At 43.6% G+C, this 26,141-nt stretch carries 7 protein-coding genes and 1 pseudogene; all 8 read right to left on the bottom strand.

Annotated features, from left to right (window positions below):
* Positions 1–54 precede the first annotated feature (54 nt).
* The gene (locus V7K55_RS06375; RefSeq protein WP_334829319.1) at positions 55–1,092 is read right to left on the bottom strand and encodes a VCBS repeat-containing protein; all 1,038 of its coding nucleotides are present in this window, start codon (positions 1,090–1,092) and stop codon (positions 55–57) included.
* Between the two features lie 384 nt (positions 1,093–1,476).
* The gene (locus tag V7K55_RS06370; protein ID WP_334829317.1) at positions 1,477–4,032 is read right to left on the bottom strand and encodes a CHAT domain-containing protein; all 2,556 of its coding nucleotides are present in this window, start codon (positions 4,030–4,032) and stop codon (positions 1,477–1,479) included.
* A gap of 234 nt (positions 4,033–4,266) precedes the next feature.
* Positions 4,267–6,996 (bottom strand): S-layer family protein, encoded by a 2,730-nt coding sequence (locus V7K55_RS06365; RefSeq protein ID WP_334829315.1) that lies wholly within the window; start codon positions 6,994–6,996, stop codon positions 4,267–4,269.
* Positions 6,997–7,039: 43 nt separating this feature from the next.
* The gene (locus V7K55_RS06360) at positions 7,040–9,955 is read right to left on the bottom strand and encodes an S-layer family protein (protein ID WP_334829313.1); all 2,916 of its coding nucleotides are present in this window, start codon (positions 9,953–9,955) and stop codon (positions 7,040–7,042) included.
* 43 nt (positions 9,956–9,998) lie between these two features.
* A pseudogene (locus tag V7K55_RS06355) lies at positions 9,999–12,455 on the bottom strand (two-partner secretion domain-containing protein).
* A 75-nt stretch (positions 12,456–12,530) separates the two neighbouring features.
* Complete coding sequence (locus tag V7K55_RS06350; RefSeq protein WP_334829311.1) at positions 12,531–14,303, bottom strand: ShlB/FhaC/HecB family hemolysin secretion/activation protein; 1,773 nt, start codon at positions 14,301–14,303, stop codon at positions 12,531–12,533.
* Positions 14,304–14,722: 419 nt separating this feature from the next.
* A complete protein-coding gene (locus V7K55_RS06345; RefSeq protein WP_334829309.1) occupies positions 14,723–20,929 on the bottom strand; it encodes an esterase-like activity of phytase family protein in 6,207 nt (2,068 codons plus the stop codon).
* A gap of 837 nt (positions 20,930–21,766) precedes the next feature.
* A complete protein-coding gene (locus V7K55_RS06340) occupies positions 21,767–26,017 on the bottom strand; it encodes a phytase (protein ID WP_334829307.1) in 4,251 nt (1,416 codons plus the stop codon).
* Positions 26,018–26,141: the final 124 nt, after the last annotated feature.

The raw sequence follows: 26,141 nt of genomic DNA, 5'->3' as shown, positions 1-26,141 counted from the left end.
TATTAACCCAGATTTTTGCCAAGCTTACTGCTTTAGGTCGTATTCATCCCGTTTCTACAGGCGTTGAACCCTCATAAATTGGCAATGGTATTGATCAAAGTTAGCTATTATCAAATCCAGCTTGCTGTCACCATTCAAGTCTTCCAGCGCAACAGACTCAGGATTTTTCCCGACTGTAAAATTCGTGGGTGTGCCAAAGCCACCACTACCATCGTTCAGTAGCACCGATATATTGTTGTCATCGGAATTAGCTACTACCAAATCGAGTTTACCGTCACCATCAAAATCTGCCACGGCAACAGAACGGGGATTTGTACCGACAGCAAAGTTGGTGGGTGTTCCAAAGCCGCCACTACCATCGTTCAGTAGCACCGATACATTGTTGTCATCGGAATTAGCTACTACCAAATCGAGTTTACCGTCACCATCAAAATCTGCCACGGCAACAGAACGGGGATTTGTCCCGACTGTAAAATTCGTGGGTGTGCCAAAGCCACCACTACCATCGTTTAGTAGCACCGATACATTGTTGTCATCGGAATTAGCTACTACCAAATCGAGTTTACCGTCACCATCAAAATCTGCCACGGCAACAGAACGGGGATTTGTCCCGACTGTAAAATTCGTGGGTGTTCCAAAGCCACCACTGCCATCGTTCAGCAGCACCGATACATTGTTGTCATCGGAATTAGCTACTACCAAATCGAGTTTACCGTCACCATCAAAATCTGCCACGGTAACGGAATTGGGATTTGTCCCGACAGCAAAGTTGGTGGGTGTTCCAAAGCCGCCACTGCCATCGTTTAGCAGCACCGATACATTGTTATCACCGGAGTTCGTTACCACAAAGTCTAGTTTGCTGTCACCGTCAAAGTCGGCTACAGCAACAAAACTAGGACTCACCCCGACTGTGTAGTTGGTGGGAGCGCCAAAGCCACCACTGCCATCGTTCAACAGCACCGAGAGATTGTCATCACCAGAGTTAGCAATCACCAAGTCCTTTTTACCGTCACCGTCAATATCTGCCACGGTAACGGAATTGGGATTTGTCCCAGCTAAGAAGTTAGTTGCACTTGTAAATGATGCACTCATAATTAATTGTTTTGAAGTATGATATCTGGTTGCCTCACATCTGCTTCTCTTGAGATTGATGGTTTATTGGTAATATTCTTTATTAGCAAGGTGAGGGATGCATTATCTAGTTTATTGTCTAAATTTTACTAACCCCTCAGTAAATATACTAATACACGAAGAATCTAGGATTTATGCAAAGGCTTGATTAGCGATCGCATCTACATAATATAAAATTGGATCGGGTGAAATTGAGAGCGCTCACCGCTACATTATTCAGGAGCAGCTTAAACTTTCTGGTTCATAGTGGAAACTAGAAAATCCAACGACTTATATAAGAATTTAGGCTAAAATTCCATAAAATAGCTGTTTTTTATTGCATACTAGTACAGTATTATTACGTATTTAAAGCCAATTGCCAACCAAAACAAAGGTAGACCAAAAGAACGGATTGCGGAAATCAGTTTGGCGAATCATGTTAATTTGTGCTTGCCGTAGTGCTTCAGCTTTAGTGATTTTGGGTTGCCGTAGTTGGTCATAGAAGCGAGTCATCAGCATTTGGGCGGCTTTATCTTTGACTGGCCAAAGTGTGGCAATAGTGGAACGCGCACCGGATTTGACAGCCAAGCCTGCTAATCCCAGAACGGCGCGATCGTCTCCGGTTGCAGTATCACAGGCACTCAGTACCAATAATTCGATCGCTTTTGATGAATTACCACTACGATTTTTCAGGAGTTCGGACAACTCCTTCACATTCAGTCGTCCATCCCACGTCAGTAAAAAGGTATCTTCGAGACGGGAGCTAAATTGTCCGTGGGTTGCTAGATGGATAATATTGGCATTACTGGATTTGACGCGATCGGCCAGGGCTTGAATTGTGAATTGTTGGTTGAGTAACATCGAAGATGGCACTGTTTGGGAGATTTGCTTGACTTCTGATTCCACAGCCGGCAAAGCACTAAAACCAGCACGAGATTGACTGATACCCCCAACAATTGCATCAATGTGGTTTTGCGATCGCGCCGCCATCAGTTGCAATCCCGGAGAGAGCGCCACAGCATACTTCTCAATTAGATATTGATTACCATCATAGAGAGCTGCCATTGGAATGTTCCGCAATCGACCATCCAAAACAAATACCAATGTCTGAGTATTTTTGAAAACTTGGTCTACTTCTGCTGGACGAATCAGCCAGTCATAAATCTGTCGGGACAATCGATCCCGAACTGTTGAGTCTGAGACTGGGTTGAGAGCGACTAAGAAATTATCTAGAGTTTGCTCAATTTCAGCTTTAGATTTTTGAGTAACATAGTAACGCAGTGGTTGTCCGGCTTGGGAGAGAATTATTCCTAAGCGATCGCTTAAGATAATCGGATAAAGAACCGTGGCTGCGGGGTCAACTTGGTCAATTTGCTGGGCTTTATCTAAACAAGCTTCGCGGAAAAAGTTATCAAGTTCGGCGATTTGCAGTGATTCAATCAAGTCTCGCGCTTGTGTTAATGCAGCCTGGGTTGGTTGATCGTCCAGAAGTAAACCCACCAGTTCTCGATAGACAGGCTCCACACTTTCGCGGAAAGAAAATTGCACATCGGGGTTGACACCAACCATATCCCTTCGCAGTGCCTTTAATGACTTAACTGCTTCCGTATAGGCTGTAATTGCTTGTTGACGATCGCCCTGTTGTTTATATAACTTTCCTACTTGCCATGCTGATTGAGCAATGAGATCGTCAGCTTGGAGTTGACGAGCAATATTGAGAGATTTCTGGGCTAGTTCCTGTGCCTCAGATAATTGTTTTGTCCGACGGTAGAGTTGTGACCACTGTTGCAATGCATAGGCTTGGGCGGTTCCATCCTGAATTTTTTCGGCAGACTTAACTGTATCTGCCATCAGTTGTGCCAAATCTTGGCTTGGTAAAACTCGCTCCGGGTTTTCCAAGCGATTCAAGGTGGCGACAAAATTAATCGCTGCATTCAGGGAACTATGACTGGGTGCTAGTTCTGATAACTGTTGTCGTAATTGAGGTGCTAGGGCAATGGCATATTCCAGTTTGTTGTAATCCACCAATAATTTGAAATGAGCTAAACGCGCTTGTAAAGCTTCATTTGGGTTTGTAGCTGCTGTTTGAGCATCTTCAAAGTAATTTAATGCTGCTTCTGGATCTTTTAAGTCAGAGGCAACTTTCCCCAAGCTCGAAAGAATCGAACTTAACTGAGTTTTAGCGGCAATTTTGTTGGCTGTGGCTAAACTTTGTTCTAAAACTTGCTGGCTTCGGGTATCACCGATCGCGTATAAAGCCAAACCTAGCGATCGCAACCCACTAACTTTGATTTCCGAATCTGGCATTGCTGCCAGCTTTTGCGTCAGTGCCTCCAACTGTTGTTTTGATCGGCGGTAAAATCCCAAACTTTGTAAGGCTTGTGCCTGGTTGATTTGACTGCCTAAGCTCCCCATTTTATCGCCCGCTTGCTCATAATATTTTTGAGCTTGTTGCCAAATCTCTAGGGCGGTTTCAGCTTTGTCTGTACGTAGTTTTAAATTTGCTTGAGTATTCAGTACTTGCGCCCAGATAATGGCATCGGCAGAGGGTTTAGTTGTTTGTAAAAGTTTTACACTTTGTTCGATAGATTGTTTAGCTGCTTCCCATTGGTTGAGTTCTTGTTGTGCCAATGAGAGGTAACTTAAACTGATGGCTTCATTAGTGCGATCGCCTTGAGTATGGTACTGTTGCGCTGCTGTTTGCCAAATCTTCACCGCTTCAGCAAAGCGTCCTGAATTGTAGAGGTTGCGTCCCTGTTCTAACCAATTGTTAGCTTGGGAAGGGAATGCGGAGGCATTCAGGGTAGAAGTTGTTGATGCTTGCACAGATGCTTTTGCAGGAGTAATCGTCACTGCCAAACACAAGCTTAAAATACTTAAACACAGATAAAGCCAACGATTTTGTTTGCTTGAGAAAATCATAAAAATCACTGATACTCTCCACAAATGCCAGGTAAAGCAATATGCTTATATTGCCCAGCTATAGTTTGGAACTATCAGTTCAGATTTGTTTGTCTATCAAATTCGGATAGTCAAGTTTGGTTGTCCAGTACCTTTTAAGCAGTTGCCATTTTAAAACCCAAAAAGCTGACTGTACAGGAAAATTATGCTTGCGAACTAACATTGCAGAGTCTTAATTCAGCCTAACAAGTACGGTTATCTAGGAACCGCGGCACAGGTTAATGCTGTCTTTACTTGAGCAGGAGATTTATCTGCGATTAATTCAATTTTGCCCTGAGCATTGCGATGCCAAGAAGTAGCTTGGAGAATAACTTCTGGAGATTCGAGGATTTGTGCTGTAACTGTGCTAGTTTTCTGGAATGCAGAGATATCGCGAATATCAGACCAAGTGCGATCGCTCCTCACTTCCTGACTAGGATTTTCTGGTATTCCCCCTCTCCCTGTAGCAACAAAACTACTACCACTTGTATCTGCACAACCTGCGGCAACTTTTTGGGACGGATCTACTAAGTTTGCAGGTAGTTCGATTAAACCAGAATTGGGGTCAACGCCAAAATTGTTAATATCTACCGTTCCGTTAACTCCAAATTGGGAACTGGCTGTAATATCACTTTCCAAAGTAAGTTGGTCGCGGAATTGTAAACCGAAAATACCTTGGGTGGTAATGTTGATATTTCCACCACTTCCGAGTACCGCATTAGCAACAATATCACTGTTTTCGTTGGGAAGCGCCACAATTGTCCCAGCGATAATATCAATATTTCCCCCTGTAGAACCACTACCAGCATTAGTTGTAATATTACTACCTCGTCGTAGTAGCAGAACATTATTTGCTTGGAGTTGAATGTTCCCTTGACTACCTCCATTGACTTCAGAACGCAGACTTGCCTTATTATCTAAGAGAATATTATCAGCGCTGATGTTAAGATTACCTGCGTCTCCGCTTCCTATATTACTAACTGTTATTTCTGCCCCATCGCGGACACGCACAGTATCAGATTTAATATTTACAGATCCTGCGGCAAAACTAGTGGTAGAAGATGCGGTAATAGCACTGGGTAATTGACTACCATTAAATAGGGTTTGGGAAATTCCTTGTATGTCAATATTTTTAACTTGTAGGTTAACATTCCCCGCATTTCCCAGCCCCTGACTAGATGAGGTAATCTGCCCACCGTTGAACACCCGCAAGTTTTCTGCTTGCAAATTGATATTACCACCCTGACCTTCTGCATTCTCTCCTAGTGCAACAGTGATACCACTGAGGGCTTGGCTATAAAGATCAAGCACGGGATCACTGACTTGTACTTCTGTTGCTGTAATATTGATGTTCCCCGCTGTGCCTCTACCTGCAAGTGTATCAATTGGACTCCCTGAAATTGCGCTAGAGATGGTTCCACCGCCAGCAAGGACAAGTTGTCCAGCGTTAATCGTAATATTACCCCCCTCTCCATCAACAAGGTTTTGAATTGAACTAATGATCGCACTGCTAAAACTAGCTGAGGTTGTGCCACGAACTTCCAGGCTCTGAGTCGCCGTCACGGAGATATCTCCTGCCTTACCTGTCGTAATATTCGGCTGTCCGGTAAAGAAATCAAGTAATCCTAGTAAATCGCTGCTGATGCGTCCCCCATCAAGCAGTCGTACCCGTTCAGCATTTACCGTAATTGCACCACTATCATTCTGTTGCCCCCCTGTAACTAGCGTTGTAATTGCTCCTGGGACATAGGCACCTGTAAATGGATTGGGAAATGGCGTGTAACCACCAACTTCCACATCCGTAGCTCGCACCGTAATATTGCCCGTTTTGGCGTTATTGATTGGAGCGAAGGTAAAAAAGTCAAAGCCATAGTTGATGGAGCTTATCCATGCGCTATTGGCAAGGCGCAGCAGTTGAGTGTCAATTGTGATATCTCCGGCGATCGCTCCACTTCCAGTTACACTGGTGCTTAAGCCAGGAGGTGTATAATTTGTAGGATTAGAGATACCCATTAAATCTACAAATTCTGTCGTCTGGACATTGATACCCTGTCCTTTACCATTCGCGCCAGTAGACGATGCTATATTTGAGCCATCCTGTAAGGTTAATCCGCGCCCTCGGATATTAATTGCACCCCCTGTCCCACCACTGGTATCAATAGAGGATGATTCGCGCAGGGTGACGTTGCCCCATGTTGGCAAAGTGGATGAACTCGCCAATTGCCATTTACCAGAAGAAGGTATACTCACAGTACCATTTTGCATCGCCCACAATTCCACATGGCCATCGGGTGCGGAGAGATTAGCACTGTTGATATCAATTTGTCCCCCAATCAGTGCCAATGTTTGATTTGGTAGTGTTGACAATGTTGGCATCCGAAAAAAGAAATTGTTGGCAGGCGCACCTTGCACTTGTATCGCTCCAGCATTTGCCCCAAGTTGCAAGCCAATAGGTACACTCATCGTCAATAATGGTGAATTATTCCCATTCACGGCACTGAATTCAGTCCCATCTGCGAATTTAATACTATTAGCAGTAGTTACCACAAACGAACCACCAATATTCAGACTGGCATTTTGACCAAATATAATCCCGTTAGGATTCATCAAAAATAAACTGGCAGGATAATTACCGTTAAGAGTCTGAATCAAGCCATCAATGTTAGAAACATTTCCACCAGTTACTCGACTAAATATAGTTTTAATATTTGGCGTATTAATTAAATCGAATGTCGCCGAACCGCCAGTGGGTATAGAAAAGTTACTAAAACTGTGAAATAAATTATTACCTTTTTCAATACCATTGAGAATATTAAAATTATTACCACTTGAGTTGACAACGGTGTTAGTTGTGCCATCTGATGTGACTTGTGCATTTGCAGGAAAAATCATCCCACCTATCAATATTCCACTGATCAAACCCAAGCACAAGGAAGTTACCTTCATTTACACCATCTCCATTTAGACTTGTACTTAGGATTCCCTCAAATTAGCTTTTAGTAACCGCAGCACAAGTCAATAATTGTTGTATTGGCGCAATAGATTTATCTGCAATTAATTCAATTTTTCCTTGTGCATTACGTCGCCAGGAAGTTGCTTGCACTAAAGATTCTGGAGTTTCTGGTATTTTGGCTGTGACTGGGCTAGTTTGACGATATGCGTTCAAATTGCGGATATCAGACCAAGTGCGATCGCTCCTCACATCCTGACTGGGATTTTGGGGTATCCCACCTCTCCCTGTAGCGACAAAACTACTACCACTTGTATCTGCACAACCTGCGGCAATTTTTTGGGAGGAATCTACTAAGTTTGCAGGTAGTTCAACTAAACCAGAATTGGGGTCAACACCAATATTATTAACTTGGACTGTACCGCTAACTCCAAATTGGGAACTCGCTGTAATATCACTTTCTGGGGTGAGTTGGTTACGGAATTTTAAGCCAAAGATGCCCTGAGTAGTAATGTTGATATTGCCACCATTACCATTCAAAGCATTGGCAATGATATCGCTGTTTTCTAACCCAACAATCACCGGAGCATTGATGTTGATATTGCCACCATTACCATTACTACCTGCTTCGACATTAATTTGACTACCATTACGACTCAAAAGTATATTTGTTAATGCTAAATTGATGTTACCGCCTTTTCCAGATACCGTAGTCGCAGTAATTGCCCCAGTATCTAAAAATAATCGGTCGGCTTGGATGTTTAACTCTCCGGCATTACCAACACCTTGATGAGTGACGCTGATAATACCTTGATTACGGAGGGTTAATTGCTGAGTATTGATGTTGATAACACCTGTATTACCTGTGGGAGAGTCTGGAAGCTTAAACAAGCTACGAGTACTAGCATCCAAAAGGGGGGCGCTAGCAATGATCGCTGCAAAATTATTTTCACCATCTATCAGAATGTCGTTGGCTTGGATTGTCAAAGTTCCAGCGTCACCAGTTCCCACAGTCGTGTTACTGATGATCCCACCATTAAGAACGAGCAATTGATTGGTTGTGATTGTGACATCTCCAGGTTTGGAACTGCTATAGTTGGCGCTACTTAAAGTACTACTACCGCCAGTTATAGGACTGAGACCGCTAACAGTTAAGCGATCGGCTACATTTAAAGTAACAGAACCATTACTCCCCAGATTAGTTACTTGGTTGGGGTCTCCAAGTTCACCAATCACTGGTACAGTAATCACTCCCAAGGTAGCACCATCTTGTATAGATAGTAATGGTGTCGTTATTAAAATATTGCCAGTATTGCCAGAGCCAGTGCTGAGACTGCCAATAAAGCTGTTTTGGGAGGTAGAAATGGGTGATACTCCAATTACATTGCTCGCTTCACGTACAGCTAAGGTAATATCTCCAGCGTTGCCAATTCCTGTACCAGGTATTCCTGGCAAGCGAGAAGTAATGGTGCTAATTGTTCCTCCATCAATGAGATTTAATTTGTCTGAAGAAACCTCAATGTTGCCACTATCACCAATTCCAAGTGTGGCAGCAATAATACCACTGGTCTGAAACCCAATGGCATTCGCTCGCAAGGCATAAATATCATCTGCGACATCAATCGAAATATTTCCACCCCGTCCAGTTGCTCCTGGGAAGACGTATGTTGCGACTGAAGCACCCTCTTCCAGTATGAGTTGTCGAGCCACCAAGGAAACATCTCCCCCATTTCCGGCTCCATAGACTTGACTGGCAATTCGGCTATTAAGATCGGTATATGCAAAGAAGGGAGATTGCAGAGCGATGACACCACTAGCTGTAATGGTATCTGCTACGACTTCCACTTTACCTGCTGCTCCTGTACCTAAGCTAAGGGTTTCAATGCCTGCACCATCTTGTAAAGTCAAATTACCAGCTTTAATTTTTATTTCTCCCCCGTTTCCAGTCGCCCCTGGAGTCACCTGATTGACAATCCAGGAACTGGGAGCTTGAGCAGAAGGATTTACACCAGCCAACAAGAGCGATCGCTCTGCACTCACTGTAATATTACCACCCTGCCCACTTCCTACAGTGGCGGCGGCAATTTGGGATTGATCTAAGGTGATATCTCGCCCTACAACTTGAATACCCCCAAAAGGATTACCCAAAAAATCGGGATTCCACAGAGATGAAAGCCCACTAAATTTTATATCTCGAAAATTTTCAACTTGCGTATAACCTAATTGCCATCCTGTGGGAGTGGGAGTCAAATCTACAATCCCGCTACCCACTGCACCCACTTCAATTCGACCCGCAAGGGCAGTAATTACACCGCCCGTAAACGTAACATCTCCTCCAACTAAGGCGATGGTTGTTCCCGGAGAGCCGACTATTCCCAAGTTACTTGTAGGCACAATGCTATCATTACCTTGACCTTGTACCTGAATCTGACTTGTAGAATTACCCAATTGCAAACCAATGGGTACGCTCATTGTCAATAATGGTGAATTATTCCCATTCACTGCACTAAATTCAGTTCCATCTGCGAACTTAATACTATTAGCAGTAGTTCCCACAAATGAACCACCAATATTTAATCTAGCATTTTGCCCAAATATAATTCCGTTAGGATTCATCAAAAATAAACTGGCAGGATGATTACCGTTAAGAGTCTGAATCAAGCCATCAATATTAGAAGCATTTTCACCAGTTACTCGACTAAATATAGTTGTAATATTTGGGGTATTAGTTAAATCGAATGTCGCCGAACCACCAGTGGGTAAAGAGAAATTACTAAAACTATGAAATAAATTATTACCTTTTTCAATCCCATTGATAATATTAAAATTATTACCACTTGAGTTGACGATGGTGTGAGTTGTGCCATCTGATGTTACCTGAGCATTTGCAGGGAAAATCATCCCACCTATCAAGATTCCACTGATCAAACCCAAGCACAAAGAAGTTACCTTCATTTACACCATCTCCATTTAGACTTGTACTTAGGATTCCCTCAAATTAGCTTTTAGTAACCGCAGCACAAGTTAATGGTTGTTGCACAGCAGAAGATTTATCTGCAACTAATTCAATTTTCCCTTGTGCATTACGTCGCCAAGAAGTTGCTTGCACTAAAGATTTTTGAGTTTCTGGTATTTTGGCTGTGACTGGACTATTTTGACGATATGCGTTTAAATTGCGAATATCAGACCAAGTGCGATCGCTCCTCACTTCCTGATTTGGATTTTGGGGTATTCCACCCCGCCCCGTGGCGACAAAACTACTACCTTGATTTGCAGAACAACCTGTGGCAATTTGCTGCGATGGATCGGTGATATTCGCGGGTAGTTCAACTAACCCAGAGTTTGGATCGATACCAATGTTATTGATTTGAACCGTGCCACTCACACCAAATTGAGAACTGGCGGTAATATCATTTTCGGGAGTGAGTTCGGGACGGAATTTGAGTCCGATAATCCCTTGGGTTGTGATTTGAATATTGCCACCCTTTCCTTTCACAGCATTGGCAATAATGTCACTGTTTTCTAAACCCACAATGTTGGGAGCATTAAGCGTGATATTGCCACCATCACCACTGCCTCCTGCTTCTGCACTGATAAAGCTGCCATGACGTATTAGTAGTAGATCCCGCAGTTGTAAATTAGTGTTACCACCTCCGCCTGCTTTTGTAGATGCGGAAATGCTAGCCCCATTGTCGAGTCGTAAAGTGTTCGCCTGAATGTTCAGGGTACCAGCTTTACCTAAGCCAAGGTTTTGGACAAAAACTGTTCCACCATTACTGATGTTAAGAAGTGGGGTGTTAATCGTGGTGTTACCCGAACTAGCGCGGGAAACTCCAAAAACAGGACGAACAGCAGTACCAATATAGCTGGGATTTTCTGCATCTTCTACACCATTTACATCAATCGATTCAGAAGCATTGACGGTAAGCGAACCCGCATTTCCTAAAACTATGCTAGAAGCTGACACTCTGCCACCACCTTCAACGGACAGTGTGCGGGTATCGATTTTTAAATTCCCTGCATTACCAGACCCAAATGTAGCAGTAGATAACAGACTAAAATAAAACCCTTTGGCGCTCCCTCATTTGTCACCTGAATTCTATCTGCCTTCACAGTCAGATCGCCACCATTACCTGAACTGTAGGGTCTTGCTGCTATGTTGCCTCCAGCTAAAACAGACAGGTTTTTAGTGGAGATGGCAACATTTCCACCTTTCCCAGTCCCATAAGAAGCGGCTAATATCTGGCTTACCGAGCGAAAAGGAGAAGGATCGCCAAATGCAAAACCGTTGACCCGCATTTGATCGGTATTTACTACAATATTGCCACCCCCTGCTGTACTAAAAGTACGGTTATAGATATACCCACCCTGCTCGATATTCAATTGTGGGGTCGTAACAATAACATTTCCTGCCGCACCTGAAGATACAGTTTCATTAATTAAACTGCTGGAACTCTTAAAATCAGGAGACTTACCGATGATGTTCAATACATCTGTAGCATTAATTACAATATCACCAGCGGTTTGGTTGCTGCGATTTTGGACTAATATTTAGGGAACCATCTCGGATGCTGACTTGTTTCCCCTGAATTTGGATGCTTCCTCCACTTGCGCCAGTGAGATCGCGTGTAGATGCTAAAGCTCGTTTGGCGATCTCAATATTGCCAAAACTCGTAGCATCGGGATAGTTCAGGGTAAATCCTTGAGGAGTGGAATTGAGAACGATGTTGCCACTGGTGATGCTACCCAATTGTATTTGTCCTCCGGGTGCGGAGAGCAAGCCTCCATCCAAGGTAATATTCCCACCCACTAATGCTAGGGTTTTTTGAGATTGTAACTGTAATCCTCTTGTACCGAGATTTAGTCCAGAAACCTGAAGCGAGCTGTCTAATTGGGCATTGTGTCCCATTCCTTGAACGGTAATTGACCCCGGATTGCTGCCAAATTGTAAGCCAACGGGAACGTTGATAGTCAGTAAAGCAGGTGATGTAGTATCAGTTGCACTAAACTTCAACCCGTCGGCAAATACTACACTATTGGCAGTTGTCCCTACAAAAGAACCCCCAATACTCAATTGAGCGTTAGACCCGAATAGAATCCCCGCAGGATTAAGCAGGAATAAATTAGCGCTACCGTTGGCACCGATCAGCCCATCGATATTTGATATGCTACCGCCTGTGACACGGCTGAAGATATTTTGCACATCTATCGCATTGTCGAATAGGGCAGAACCACCTGTAGGTATAGAGAACTGACTGAAGCTATGGAATAGGTTATTGCCGCGCTGAGTACCGTTGATAATGGTAAAGTTATTGCCATTTTGGGAGACTGTAGTATTGAGAGTGCCGTCGGGTGTCACTTGGGCGTTAGTGGCGCTGCACCAGACGAGTGTAACACCCAAAGCGATCGCACTTCTGAATATGCTATTTACTAAGCCTAGAGAGGTGATTTTCATTATTTAGTTCGCACTTTTTACTCAACATTGCAAATTCCCTAAATTCCCAAGTACCTTGAGATCGCCGAGCCTCTATTAAAACGGCGAATACTGCACCGAGAAATACAAACCATTTTCCTGGAGACTACGCTTTTCACCTTCCACTGATATCAGAGGAATACCCCAATCCAAACGAACTGAGAGGCTATTGTCTTGTTTCCACAGCAGCCCTAAACCAGTACCTACCAAAGTACTAGGTGATGGATTGTTGCCCTTATTATTCCAACCTGTGCCGACATCAATAAAGGGTGTCAGTTGTAGTAATCCTCTCATTTTGGGCGCACGTACAATAGGCAACCGCAATTCTGCCGAAAATAGTAGGCCATTGTCTGCAAGTAATGCATCTTGGCGATAGCCCCTAACACTTTGCTGTCCGCCAAGACCAAATTGCTCTAAAGGTACTAGGGAATCTGCTGCTAGTTGTAAATCGCCTCTGGCTAAAAATAGCGTGTCTGGTGCCAATTGCCGTACCCATTGCGTCTGGCCTCGCCAAGCAAAAAAGCGGCTATCTGGGGCATTTTCATTGACACTGGCATCGAACCAATCTACCCCGACGCTAAATTGCGATCGCGCTGCAAAAACTTGTTTATTGCTGCGTTGGGTATATTCTTGAGTAAAATGCAGGGCGGAAATCTTGGTTTTTCCGTTGGCATCTGCGCCAGGGGATAAAGGAAACCCGCCAATATTATCAAGACCTAACTCTGTTTGACTATCTTGGCGTGAGAACGATAGCCCCACCGCTAATTCCTGAGTTGGCTTTTGTATTATTGGTTGGCGATAACCGAATTCGTAAGACCTAGTGTTTGACTGAATATCCAGGACGCTGAATGGTTTTTCAATTACTCGGTTCCACCCTTGGTTAAAATCAACCCAGACGGTGCCATTGCGAGGATTAATTGGCAATGTGTAATTCAGATTGATTGTATTACTGCCATCGGTATTAGCGTATCCCACACTCAGCGTGTCGCCAAAACCCAGTAAATTGGCTTCTTGCAAATTTACTGCGCGACGAAAACTGCCAACACTTGGCGATCGCCCATTATCTAAAGTTGTTGTGAGCGAGAAAGTATCGGCTTCTTGAACCTCTACCTGCAATATATTAGTTCCGGGAACTACACCCATCTGCAACTCAGCTGATAGGTTTTTAATGTGCGGATCGAGGCGAAGCAGTTGTAATTTTTCTATTAAACGCGGTACATTCAAGGGTGTTCCAGCACCGAGTCGAATGCGATCGCGAATATATTGACTACGCAATCGGCGATTGCCAACAATTTTGATTTCTGACAAACTGCCTTCAACTATCTGAATTTGAATGACTCCAGCTTCTACTGTCTGTGGTTTAATTAAAGCCCCAGTAGTTACATAGCCCTGATCAGTGTAGAGTTTGGCGATCGCATCTTTGACTTGCGATAACTCTGCAAACGATACTTCCCGTCCTAGAAAGGGAGCCGTAATCGGAGCAAAATCTTCTGGTTGGAAAACTGTACTACCAACAACTTCAATGCGATCGACCCGAAATTTGACATTAGGATCGTCCTCTTCTGGAGTTAGCTGTTCTGGTAGTTGTGGCGCAGGAAGTAATTGCTCTTGGTTTGGTAGCTGTGGTAGTACATCCGACGGTAGTGGATTGACAGGTAACTGACCCGGTGGTGATGGTTGAGGATTGGAAGTCTGCGCGAGTGCTTGATGATAGTTGCACAATACTGCTGCTAGAACAAAACCAAATTTTAAAGGTTTCAGTTTTGCTATGCTAAGTTTACGAATTACTTGCTGTCTTTGCGTATCATTAATTATCGATTCTTTCTTCACATTTAAATACCTACGTTCATTTCACTAGAACCTAGTATATTATGCGTAAATTAGGCTACTAGTTGAAACAGTCAAAATAACTAGAATAGAAGTATTTTGAATTTTGATTACTGCGTACTAATACTGAAAATAAAGCTATGTGCAGCGTCTGTTAAAGAAGCAGTAGTATAGCAATCCTATTTAAACCCACCTTCCGCACCCTAACTCCCGCATTTCTCACAAGCACTAAAAAATCAATTTACATGACCTAGTGATTGAAGAAATAAGTGCTAATAACCACCACTTTTAATTACACCCCTATGTAGTTAATAATAACGAAAGTGCGATCGCCTATGTAAAAAGCGAGGGAGTATCACTCCCCCGCAATAGCAAAATCACTATAGCTTAGTTGTTGAATTTAAAGCTGTAATCAGTTTGGGCTAAACCACACTAGCCGAGAAAACAAAGTCATTTGCTGTGAGGCTAGTTGACGTAATTCCCACCAATGAAGCCAACTCTGTATTTCCGGCTTTAATCAAAGTATCACTACCCTGTTGCAATAACGTTAAGCTATTAAATTGAGTTACACCAATCCCGCCCAGCCCGATTTTATCAATACCGCTCGCAAAATCAGTGACGATGTTCTTGCTAGTTGGCAGACTAGCGTTAACAATCCAAAATTGGTCAGCACCAGCACCACCACTCAAGCGATTACCGCCCTGTTGAGCAGCAAATAGCACATCATCACCATCGCCACCAGACAGGGAATCATTGAAATTAGAGAAGAGTTTGTCATCACCGGAACCACCGTAGAGACGGTTATTGCTACCGCCACTGGTAAGGGTATCATTGCCTGAGCCACCGAATAATGATTGACGAGAACCTTCAATTACTTTGAGAGTATCAGCACCTGCGCCTCCAAGTAAATTATTACTACCACTGGCTTCCACTACGGTAATAACATCATTACCATTGCCACCATCAGCAGTAGTATTTTGAACCGGGCCGTTTTGACCAATAAATATCTGATCGTTACCCTCTCCTGTGGACACTGAAGAGTCACTGCCGACTAACACCGTGTCTTCACCGTTTCCAGTCTGGATTGTGTTACCTTTAGTACCCTCTACAAAATCTGCTCCGTCGCCTGTGAATAAGGTTTGATTTGGCTCAACGGTAATATCATCGCTGGTAGTGGAGCCAAAGTTAATTTCTTCAGCTTGAGGTTGACCTAAGCCAGGAGCAAGGTTAAGGGGCTTCTCTAACTTCAGCAGTAGAATTTCATTGTTATCTATGACTGGATTTTGAGGATCGTTTCCAGGACGACCTGTAGAGAAAGGATAGTTGTTGTCATTGGCTACCAAAATGGTGTTTTTCTCAACGACTAAAACATTTTCAATTGTGACGAATGGGAAGTCAAAGGTCGTCTTACCATCTCCGTTCAGGTCGTTGGGGTCTTGGATATTTAACAAGTCTGCAACTTCTTCTTTAGCTACGTAGCCATTAGCATCTGTTTTAGACAAGTCAATTTTGTAAATTCTCTTGAATTTAGCTGAGTCTCCCTGACCATTATCCCGTTCAATGACTAAGTACTCATTGTCATTAATGACTGCTAAATCCCCGATCGCATTTGCAGCATTATCCAATCTGTAGTACAGCTTTTTATCAGTGTACTTGTGGTTGGCTAAATCAAATTCGTTGATCCGCAAAGCGCCAGGAGTATCGCCTTGAACCGTACCCTCTAGCAGCATATAGAGCATGGTTTTGCTGGCGTTAATTGCTCCACCTTCAAAACCTTTAGAGCCACCCAAGTTAGCAAAGGCATCACCTGAAAGAACATCGGGGTTTTGTGGCGATCGCACCACATTATACTGAGGATCTTCTACGAGGCGATCGCGTACTCCATCCGCGATATCTGGGAAATCACTAAATAGCGCATCTACGCCTAATTGATAGAACTGCTGAATTTCTAGTGCTAGGTCGCCTTTATAATCTGCTGCTAAATACTGGTCTTCGGCGCGGAAGGTATAGGGATGAACCTGTAAACCTGCATTGTGAGCATCTAGAATTAAGGTTGAGGGCGGTAATGTTGTCTTATCAGCATCATTAACTGCTCCATCGCCATTTACATCATCGGCTTTGCCATCACCATTCGCATCAGTCCCTTTGACACTAACAATCATCCGCTTCCAAGGGCCAATGCCATCAGCATAAGTGGCAACTTCAGCCAAGCCTTCGGGAGTCCGCAAGTCGCCATAAGTGCGAGTGTCACCACTCACCTTCAAATCATAAGGCTGACTTTCGATGATTTTGCCATTGATGTCAATGTCCTTTGCATCTAGCAATTGAACTAGGGGAATATCGACTCCAGCTGCTGGCATGATGGTATCATGCAGTTCTTTGAGGTTGTTTACTTCAAAAGACTGGATGAAGATCCGACTGGGATCGGTGAAGTTATTTGCCTTGAGGGTGTCAATTAGTAACTGACTGGTGTTTTGGTTAACTTTGTCAGTAGTGCCTACATAAGTGGCTTCATCAGCAAAATAGGTAGGATGCTTCGTTTCCGGGTAGATGCCAATCTTTTTACCTGTGTCGGCTTCTACTTGCTTAACCAGGTTGATGATTTCCGTGAAGGTAGGAATTTCAAATTTATCGTCGAAGGAATGATCTCGGAAAGGTAGACGCTCTTCTGCTCGTAAAGTCTTGATTTCAGCTAAAGTGAAGTCTTCAGCAAACCAACCTGTAAGTTGGGTTCCATCTAAGCTTACTGTTTTCTTGCGATCGGCAAACTCTGGATGTTTGTAAACATCTGTAGTTGTGTTGTTGAAATTGACAGTACCATCAGCATTCAAAAGTGCTAAAGCAGGTTCGTGGCGAGCAATTAATACACCATCTTTGGTAACAACCAAATCAGGCTCAATAAAGTCTGCACCGCGCTCAATTGCTTGCTTATAAGACTCTAAGGTGTGTTCTGGACGATAGCCAGCTGCACCTCTATGACCAATGACTTTCGGTGCTTCTCCATCTAAAGTTTTGAATCGGTCAGGTGTAGCGATAGGAGCTTCCAACAACTTACCAGTGGCATCAAAATGCAATAGATAAGGGCCAAACTCTTCTCCTACCCAAATTGTCCCGTCTTTGTCAAAGACAAATGATTCTACATCAAAGTCGGCACCAGTTAGGAATCTATTGTTAGTGCCTTCATTAACAATTCCAAAAGGAACTTTGTGGTTGGGGTCAGACAGTTGAATGTAGTCTAAAACTTTAACGCTACCATCGCCGTTTTCTGTTCCCTTAAAATTCGGGTCTAAGCGATCAATCCGCAGTAAAAAGTCTGCACTATTGTCTTTGCTGCCATAACCATTATCTGACAGGAAGTAGAAGGAGTTATTGTCAGCAAATTGAACGCCACTGAAGCCTTGAACTGGCTGTCCTGGGAAAGGCCCGGTTCTGCCATTAGCTGAAACATCTGCACCAGAAGCTGGCCCATCACTAAAGGTATCAGCAGGTAAGGAAGCATAACCAACTAACTCAACTTGGGGTACTGGTGTAGCAAGTACAACTTGACCACCCCGACTGTGTTCGCCATTGAGTACATTCAACTGGTTTGGATCTACCCCATTAACTACGCCGCTAGCTTGGATATCGAATAGGTAGGAACTACGACCTAGTTGAGGATTAGAAGCAGCTTCGATAATACCAGAGCTTTCCCAGGAACCGTTGTCACCATTAAAAGCCGTACCTTGGGCATTTTGGTCAACTTCAAACAGAGGTTTAACAGTATCGGTGGCAATATCGTAAGACCAAACGCGATCGTTACGCTGCTGAGAATCGATGATTTCTCCACCAAGACCGGCTGTATCTTCTTGAAGTAAGAGTTTGCCATTGCTATCAACACTTACGTTGTCATAGCTTACTCCTGTATTTGGGCCACCAGTTAGCACCAATTCAAAGTTACTAATCTCTGCTGTTGGGTCACTTGTGTTCAAGCTAAAGCGATAAGCTTTACCGTAAGGATTTTCAAAAGTGCCATTAGCCAGTTGATCCTCTGTTCCAGTGGTAACAAAGTAGAAAGTGCCGGGATTGTTTAGGTCTTCGGTTATGTCTTCAATCCGACGGAAGTTTGTCGAACGGAGTATTCCGTTATCACTACCATTTACCCAATCACTCAAAGGAGTTCCACTATTGAGAAGTTCATCGTCTGCACGGTCTTCTGTACCTTTGGTATCATAAACTGCGGAGCGATCGACCTTAGTCCAGGTAGCTTTGACTTTTGTACCTTCTCCTAAGCTTTCATTTTCATATCCTGTTACCTTCAGCACGTAAAGATCGCCATCTTTCAAGCCGTTGGGATCTTCTGCTGTCTGATTACCGACGAACATATAGAGTTCGCCATCACCATTGTCTTCAGTTGATAGTAGAACTGTTTTACCTGAGTTGGTGGCGCGATATTGAGATGCTGATAGGACGTTTTCTTTGGAAAAACGACCCAAACCATCAATGGATTGAGCAGTACCATCAGTTGTTACCGCCCAGCCTAAACTATTAGCATTCTGCTCATCGGCGGTAAAGAATATTGGCCCACCTTCAAAGCCAGAAGTTGCTAAATAGGCGGAACAGAATCGACCGAAGGTAATACCTGTTTGGGTTACAGCATCAGATGTAACTGTAATTTTACCTAGCTCGTTACCTTTGCTGTCAACTACATTCTCAATCAGGTCTTTACCACCGACTAACTTCCAGTTTTTGTCAAACTGGAGTAGCGAAACTCTACCGCCTGTAATTTGTCCAGAAATTGTGCTAGAGAAATCAGTTTTAGTAGTGTTGCTCAACTCATGGTTGACAAACACATAGTAAGCATTGGCAGTCTCGTAAATTCCTAAACCATCAGGGATACCTGTAAAAGCATACTTTTCAGTACCACTGGGGACAAAGGAACCAAACTCACCTTGTAGCAAGGGAATTTCATCACCAACTGTCAACAGTTGATTAAGTCTGTAATTTGACCCATCGAGTGCCTTAACATAAGCAGGATCGGTCGTTCTGCCATCTTGAACTGGCTTTAGAGCAATTTGGGGAATTGCAGCTACAAGTTGTCCACTTTCTGCATAATTGCCGTTGAGAATATTTTGGTCTGGCGCACCTGCTACGTTATTTTTGACAGTGTGAGCTTGAACATCAAACAAGTAAGCACTGCTGTCAGGTAATGATACTGAAGGAATTTCGATAATCCCAGAACTTTCCCACTGTCCTTTAGCATCAGGGTCATTGTACACAGTGCCAGCAGCATCTTCATTCAAAGCAAATATACGAGTGATAGCTTTAGTGGTGGGGTCAAAAGACCAAACAGAAGCTTCCCGGTTTTCTGCTGCCATCACGTCACCACCAAAGGAAGTTTCATCTTCCATCAGCAGAACTTTGCCAGATTTATCAACTGTAATGTTGTCGTAGCTGACACCTTTGCCAGGACCGCCTGTTAACAACAGTTCAAAGTCACTGATTCCGGCTGTGGGATCGGAGGTATTTAATTTAAAGCGGTAAAGTCTACCATAAGGGTCTTCTGCTTCAGCTGGATTATCAGTTGCTCCGGCTGCTGTTCCTTGACCTTGTTTATTTTTCGTGCCTGTGGTGACAAAATAGAAGGTTCCAGGATTACTCGGATCTTCGGCAAAATCTTCAATGCGCTGGAAGCTGGTGGAATTGTCTTCAGAGTTAACGAAGGTTGTTAAATCTACACCATTTATTTTTGGTGTGCCGTCTGCATTGAAGACGACTGATTTATCAACCTTTGTCCAAGTTGCAGCTTTTTGAGTACCTTCACTCAGTTCACCCTCAAATTCTGCACCAGTGACTCTCAGAACATATAAATCTCCGTTCTTAAAGCCATTGGGATCGTCTGTGGTTTGTTCGCCCACCCACATATAGAGTTCGCCGTCATCATTATCTTCTGATGCGAACAACACTGTTGTGTCGGAGTTCTCTGCCCGATATTGAGAAGCTGCAACTACATTCTCTTTTCTGTAGCGGCCTAAACCGTCAAGGGCTTGGGCTGTGCCATCTGGTGTGACTGCCCAACCGCGACTTGCATCACTGCCTTCTTCGGGAGCAAAGTAGACGGGAACCTCTGTACCAGTAGCATCTACGAAACCGGATTGGGCTAGGTAAGATGAGCAGAAGCGATCGAAAGGACTAATGGTTGCTCCATTCTCACTGGTGTATAAACCAGTTTGAGTATTTAAGATGTAAGTGCCAGTTGAGTCTACTATGGTGTCAATTAGGTTTTTACCACCGATGACTTTCCAGTTTTCGTCAAACACAAACAGCGATACTCTCGCACCAGTGATTTTTTCACCAGGAAATGTGCTGGAAATATCTGTTGTGACAGAGCCGCCTAGTTCTTGATTCAACCATACATAGTTGTAGGTTTTACCGGCGATCGCTACTTGAGTAGCACCTGTGCCATCAGGAATACCAGTGAAGGCAAATTTTTGGGTAGCGTCAACTTGGGGCGCTTCGTCGATGTCAAACGTGTTAGTCAGTAGGGGTACTTCATCCCCTACAGTCAATAAAGGCACGATTATTCTATTGTCAGAGTTATTGACTGTATTGACGTAAGCCGATGCTGTTGTTCTTCCGTTCTCAATTGCCATAATTAGAATGTTTTTTGGTGGGTATTTGGATTTAACGGCATCACAAGCTATTCCAGTTATCTGAATTGCATTGCTTGTTGTAAAAATCAATCATTTTCTCACTCTATAAACCGGAATTATGGGAGCATTTCAGAATTACAAAAATATAGTTCGGTTCAGTCGAAAGTTGCCCTTAATTCCGAATCTTTTTTCAGAGTGATTGAAGGCTAGAGTGATGATGGTCAGATGTTAACTACTAATCTGTGTTAGTGAAAACGTGTGCAACTAAATTCCAAGCTTAAGTTTGTCGATAGTAGTTATGAAAAAAATTGACCATTATTAAAGATGTTTCCATTGAAAGATTAAGAAAAGAATAAGTTAAACAGAAGAAAAGATTAAAATACATTTAAATAAAAAATAATTTTTGATCCACTTTATTGTATAAGCTGTCGCGCATTTACATAAATTTGATAATTTAGCACCTAGAACCGGTTCCTGTCTTAGAGGGTGTTTGAAAAGTGTTTTGCTGTGATTTTAGGCGCTTTTAGATCCCCCCTAACCCCCCTTAAAAAGGGGGGAACCGGAATCAAAGTCTCCCTTTTTAAGGGAGATTTAGAGGGATCTAAAATTTTTGATACCGATTAGAGAACTTTTCAAACATCCTCTTAGATTACCTTGTAAAACTAGATGACGAACAGCTTAGTTTATTCCTGAAATTACGAATAGATAAAAGTTAAATTTTTTTAATTTGAATTGGCTAGCGATCGCCTTAAATTTCCTATCCCATAAATAGGCTGTAGGGACGTACAGCTATACGTCCCTACGAAAGACTTGTCTATCAGAAGCTAGGCAAACAAACTAAACCACACTAGCAGCAAAAACAAAGTCATTTGCTGTGAGGCTAGTTGATGTAATTCCCACTAATGAAACCAACTCTGTATTTCCGATTTTTACCAAAGTATCACTACCCTGTTGCAATAGAGTCAAGGCACTAAATTGAGTGACACCAATACCGCCAAGGCCGATTTTGTCAATGGCGATCGCAAAATCAGTCACGATATTCTTGCTAGTTGGCAGACTGGCATTAGCAATCCAGAATTGATCGGCACCAGTACCACCACTGAGGCGATCGCCACCTCCTTGACCAGCAAATAGGACATCATCGCCATCGCCACCAAATAGCGAATCATTCACACTGGAGAAGAGTTTATCATCTCCAGAACCGCCATACAGACGGTTATTGCTGCCGTTACTGGTGAGGCTGTCGTCACCTGAGCCACCGAATAATGATTGGCGAGAACCTTCAATTATTGTGAGAGTATCATTACCTTCCGCCCCAAACAAATTATTACTACCATTGGCTTCTACTACGGTAATAACATCATCACCATTGCCACCATCAGCACTGCTATTTTGAGCCGCGCCATTTTGACCGATAAATATGCGATCGTTACCATCTCCGCCGGATACTGAAGAGTTACTACCTACAAGTACGGTGTCATCACCATTTCCAGCCTGGATTGTGTTACCTTCAGTACCCTCGACAAAATCTGCCCCTTCACCTGCAAAGAATGTTTTTTCTGGCTCAACTGTAACATTATCGCTGTTGCTAGAACCAAAGCTATCAGGCAAAGTCGGCTGTACACCTGTCAAGTTAACCGGATTGCGGGGATTGTAACTTGTGGTATCAATATTTAGAGAATTGGGCAAGGCATTGGCGATATTTTCCCAAGGCACCAACTTAAAGTTAGAGTTGACATTTTCGCCATCAATGGTTTCGGCTGGTTCATTGGAGCCATCTTGAGTGACAAATAAACCAAATGGGAAGTTAGGCCCCAATGGTACGTTAATTACATCAGCACCATCTGACTCTTGCACGCTATCAATTGACCCATTATTACCAACGGCAAAGTTACCCACATATTCGTTATTTCCTTCACGAGTGTAGGCAACAAAGGTGCTATCACCTTGGCTGGATGCTAGCAGATAACCTGTGCCGTTTTTGCCGTAGTAGATGGTCAACCCTTCGGTATCATCAGTTAGGTGAGAACCACCCTCAAAACGGACGCGATCGATCAGCTTACCTGTTGTGCCACCGTCCGGTTCTGCATGGAATTTCCAGATACCTACATCTTCTTGGGCTATGTAAAGAAAGCCGGTTTCTTGGTCAACTACCATACCCTCTGTTTGGGGAGAACGGTCTGCTGCTGTGGGTGAGGGGATGGTGAACTCCCGCACCAGTTCCGCGCCAATTTGGCCATTACCTTTATCAATCAATTTGAACTGAGCTATATCTCCAGTTTGTCGGCGACTGGTAAAAACATAGTAATCATTAGTTACAGGGCTACGGTATAAGGTAACTCCGTAAGAACTACGAGTTGATGCGGAATAGGGAGGTTCAAAAGGCGATGCTTGGAAGATAGTACCAATACTGCTATCGGTGATATCTTTCAGGTATTGTCCGGGGGTGGTGGGGTTGGGGTTAATTTTGAAGATTGCTAGTTTATCGTTGCCGCGATCGCTAGCTACGGCAATATCAATAGATTGATTGCCTAATTTAAAACCGTATTGCATGTCAATGTTATTGTAGCGAATGCCACCAGGATTAAGTGTCTGCAACAAATTACCAGACAAATCATAAACCCGTAGTCCGGCATTTTTTACTGATGTTAGTACTAAACTATCAGCAGCATTTGTGGCATTAACATAGATGGCAGGATCATCAGCATCGGCATTTTGATCTACAGTAGGTAGTGCTGGATCTTCATCGTCAAATAAACTAGGACGAGTTTCTAACGTAGGTGCAGCAGTGGGAACTAAGTCTGCACCCAAGGTAAGAATTTGAGTATATTGACTGCCACTAAAGTTATTGTCACTCACCAGCACAATAGACTGACGACCATCTGCTAGTTTAGGGCCGAAGGCAAGACCTTCTATATTATCCACTCCTGTAATTGGGTGATTTGCATCAGTAGGCAAATTGAGGTCAGTGAAATTCAACAGCAGACGCTTTTGGGCGGGTTGAATAGCTGCTAATTGATCGGCACTCAAATTATTGAGAGAATCGTAGAAACTAATGTCAGTTGCACCTTGCAAAGAAACTTCGTAGATTTTGATGGTGTTGCCTACACCTTGGGCAAATGAGCGTTCCAACGCGAGGAAAGTACCACGATTATCTATTGCCAATAAATCCGCCAAACCATTGTCAGCAGAGCCTGTGCTTGGGTTGGGTGCTTCGGGAATTGCATCGGTGATGTAGAGGTATTCTTTTTCTGGTTGTCCAGTAACTAGATTATATTGCAGAATTCGAGAAGGACTACCACTGGTCAGCGAAGCCTTTAATCCATCTTGGGACAGTGCGTTTTCAGTGGCGGTGAATAAGGTTTTCTGGTCGGGTGTGATGGTGAGGCTTTCAAATGCCAGGTTATTGTATACGCCTGATGTCTGCGTATCTCCGGCATCTACAATACCATTGTTGTTGGTATCTTTAACTACTGGTAGGAATTTGCTGGGGATAGATAGCGATCGCACTTCTTGCCCTGTTATCAGCGAAAATTCTTTAATAAAGGGATTAGTAACCCGACCAGCAGTAGGATTAACTTCGCCTTCTGAAGAGATGAAAACATTACCATTGTTGGTAAAAGCAATGCCTTCAGGGTCAAGACTATTTAGTGCAAAAAAGTTGCCGTTAATATCTTTTAGGGTTGTGACATTGGTAAAAGTCACCCCGGAATCGTTAGCAGTGAAAGTATAAAAACGGGCAGGGGCAACTTGAGAGCGATCGTCTGAGATAGCATAGTAGCGGTTGTTCTCTGCATCATAAGTAACACCAGACAATCCACCTAATGGAGTTTCTACTCCATTTACAGTTCCCGCAGCACCAGCAGGAATAAAGCCAGTAGCAAAGGTAGTCTGTCTTTCAAAGCCTACATTAGGAATGGTATTACCTGATTGAGTTGGTTTAGCTTGCACATCTGCGAACACCAAGCGATGGTCAGAACTGGGGAAGGGGAAAGTACCGACTGGGGAGAATGTCGGGTCAGTATTTAGAGGCCAAAATACTCCTGAGTCGGCAATTGTCAGGTCAGCGGAGGGTAGCACATAGTCAGTCCGCAGGTTTCCGGGAGTGTTATCAGCAAAGTCTGCGGTGTCAAAGCTAGGATTTCCCTTTTGGCTAGCGTTTGCACCACCCTGTAAGTCTGCTTGTTGGCGCGCACCCAGACTGGTAGGGATGACATTAGTATTGATATTAGGATTTTGCAAGAGTTGGCGAATAGCGTTGTCATAACTATCACCATCTAATGGATCGGCATTTTGATCGCCCATAATCACAAAGTCTGAACCAGCAACAATGCCACCCGTTTTCCCGGCATCATCATAGATGTAATCGTTTTTGCCAGGGGTTATGTAATCTGCCCAAAAGCGGATTTCGTCGTGGTTGCGTTTGCCGTTGCGGTCTTCCGCGCCATCAAAGGTTGGGGGTGTAGGGTGGCTGGCGAGGACGTGAATTGTCTCACCGTTTACTTGGATGGGTACATCCCAGTGACTTTTAGAAGAGAGGCGTAAAATTGCCAGTTCGTCCTGAGAATACCAATCATTTGGTTGTGGTGTTGTCGGATCGTCGGGAAGCAAAGCATTGGGCATATCCTTCCAGAGGAAGTTTTGGAAGGTGCGGACGTTTGCGGTATCAATGGGATATTTGGACAGCAACAACATCCCATATTGACCAGAAAAATTACCGAATCCAAAGGCATCATCACCATATCCGGCTACACCTGGGGTTGTAACTGCTGTGCCGTCGTTGTTCAAGTCAAACCCGGAGGCAATACCCGTGTTGGAAGGAGCGATGTAAAAGTAAGGGTAGTCAACGGGAGTTGAACCATTCTGGCTGATTGCAAGGTAATTTTGTTTGAATAGTTGAACTGCTTCCGGGGAGTAATCAAACTCATTTAAAAGCAGTACATCTGGGTCATTACGCTGGATAATTTCTGCAACTGCTTTTGCTTGAGGATTATCAGGGGTAGACAGATCGGTTACTAACTGCCCTTCTGCGTTGCGATTTAAGGAAGCATTGAACTGAGAAAAGCGAATTGTGTTTGTAGTGACCATAAGTTTAGGAAGTTGATTCAAGATATTAGAGTGTTTGGAAAATTGGACTTATGCAGGAGTTAGGAACCGCAGAGGCGCAGAGAAGCCAGTGCGTTGGGCGGGTTCCCCGACTTGTAGCAACTGG

The organism is Nostoc sp. (genome assembly GCF_036919895.1).
In the GTDB taxonomy this organism is placed as follows: Bacteria; Cyanobacteriota; Cyanobacteriia; order Cyanobacteriales; family Nostocaceae; genus Nostoc.
Note: the sequence above shows the minus strand (reverse complement) of the source record. Positions and strands in the feature narration are given on the sequence as shown.

Coding starts and splice junctions, on each gene's coding strand:
- V7K55_RS06375 (WP_334829319.1), bottom strand. CDS start 1,092: ATGAGTGCATCATTTACAAGTGCAACTAACTTCTTAGCTGGGACAAAT.
- V7K55_RS06370 (WP_334829317.1), bottom strand. CDS start 4,032: ATGATTTTCTCAAGCAAACAAAATCGTTGGCTTTATCTGTGTTTAAGT.
- V7K55_RS06365 (WP_334829315.1), bottom strand. CDS start 6,996: ATGAAGGTAACTTCCTTGTGCTTGGGTTTGATCAGTGGAATATTGATA.
- V7K55_RS06360 (WP_334829313.1), bottom strand. CDS start 9,955: ATGAAGGTAACTTCTTTGTGCTTGGGTTTGATCAGTGGAATCTTGATA.
- V7K55_RS06345 (WP_334829309.1), bottom strand. CDS start 20,929: ATGGCAATTGAGAACGGAAGAACAACAGCATCGGCTTACGTCAATACA.
- V7K55_RS06340 (WP_334829307.1), bottom strand. CDS start 26,017: ATGGTCACTACAAACACAATTCGCTTTTCTCAGTTCAATGCTTCCTTA.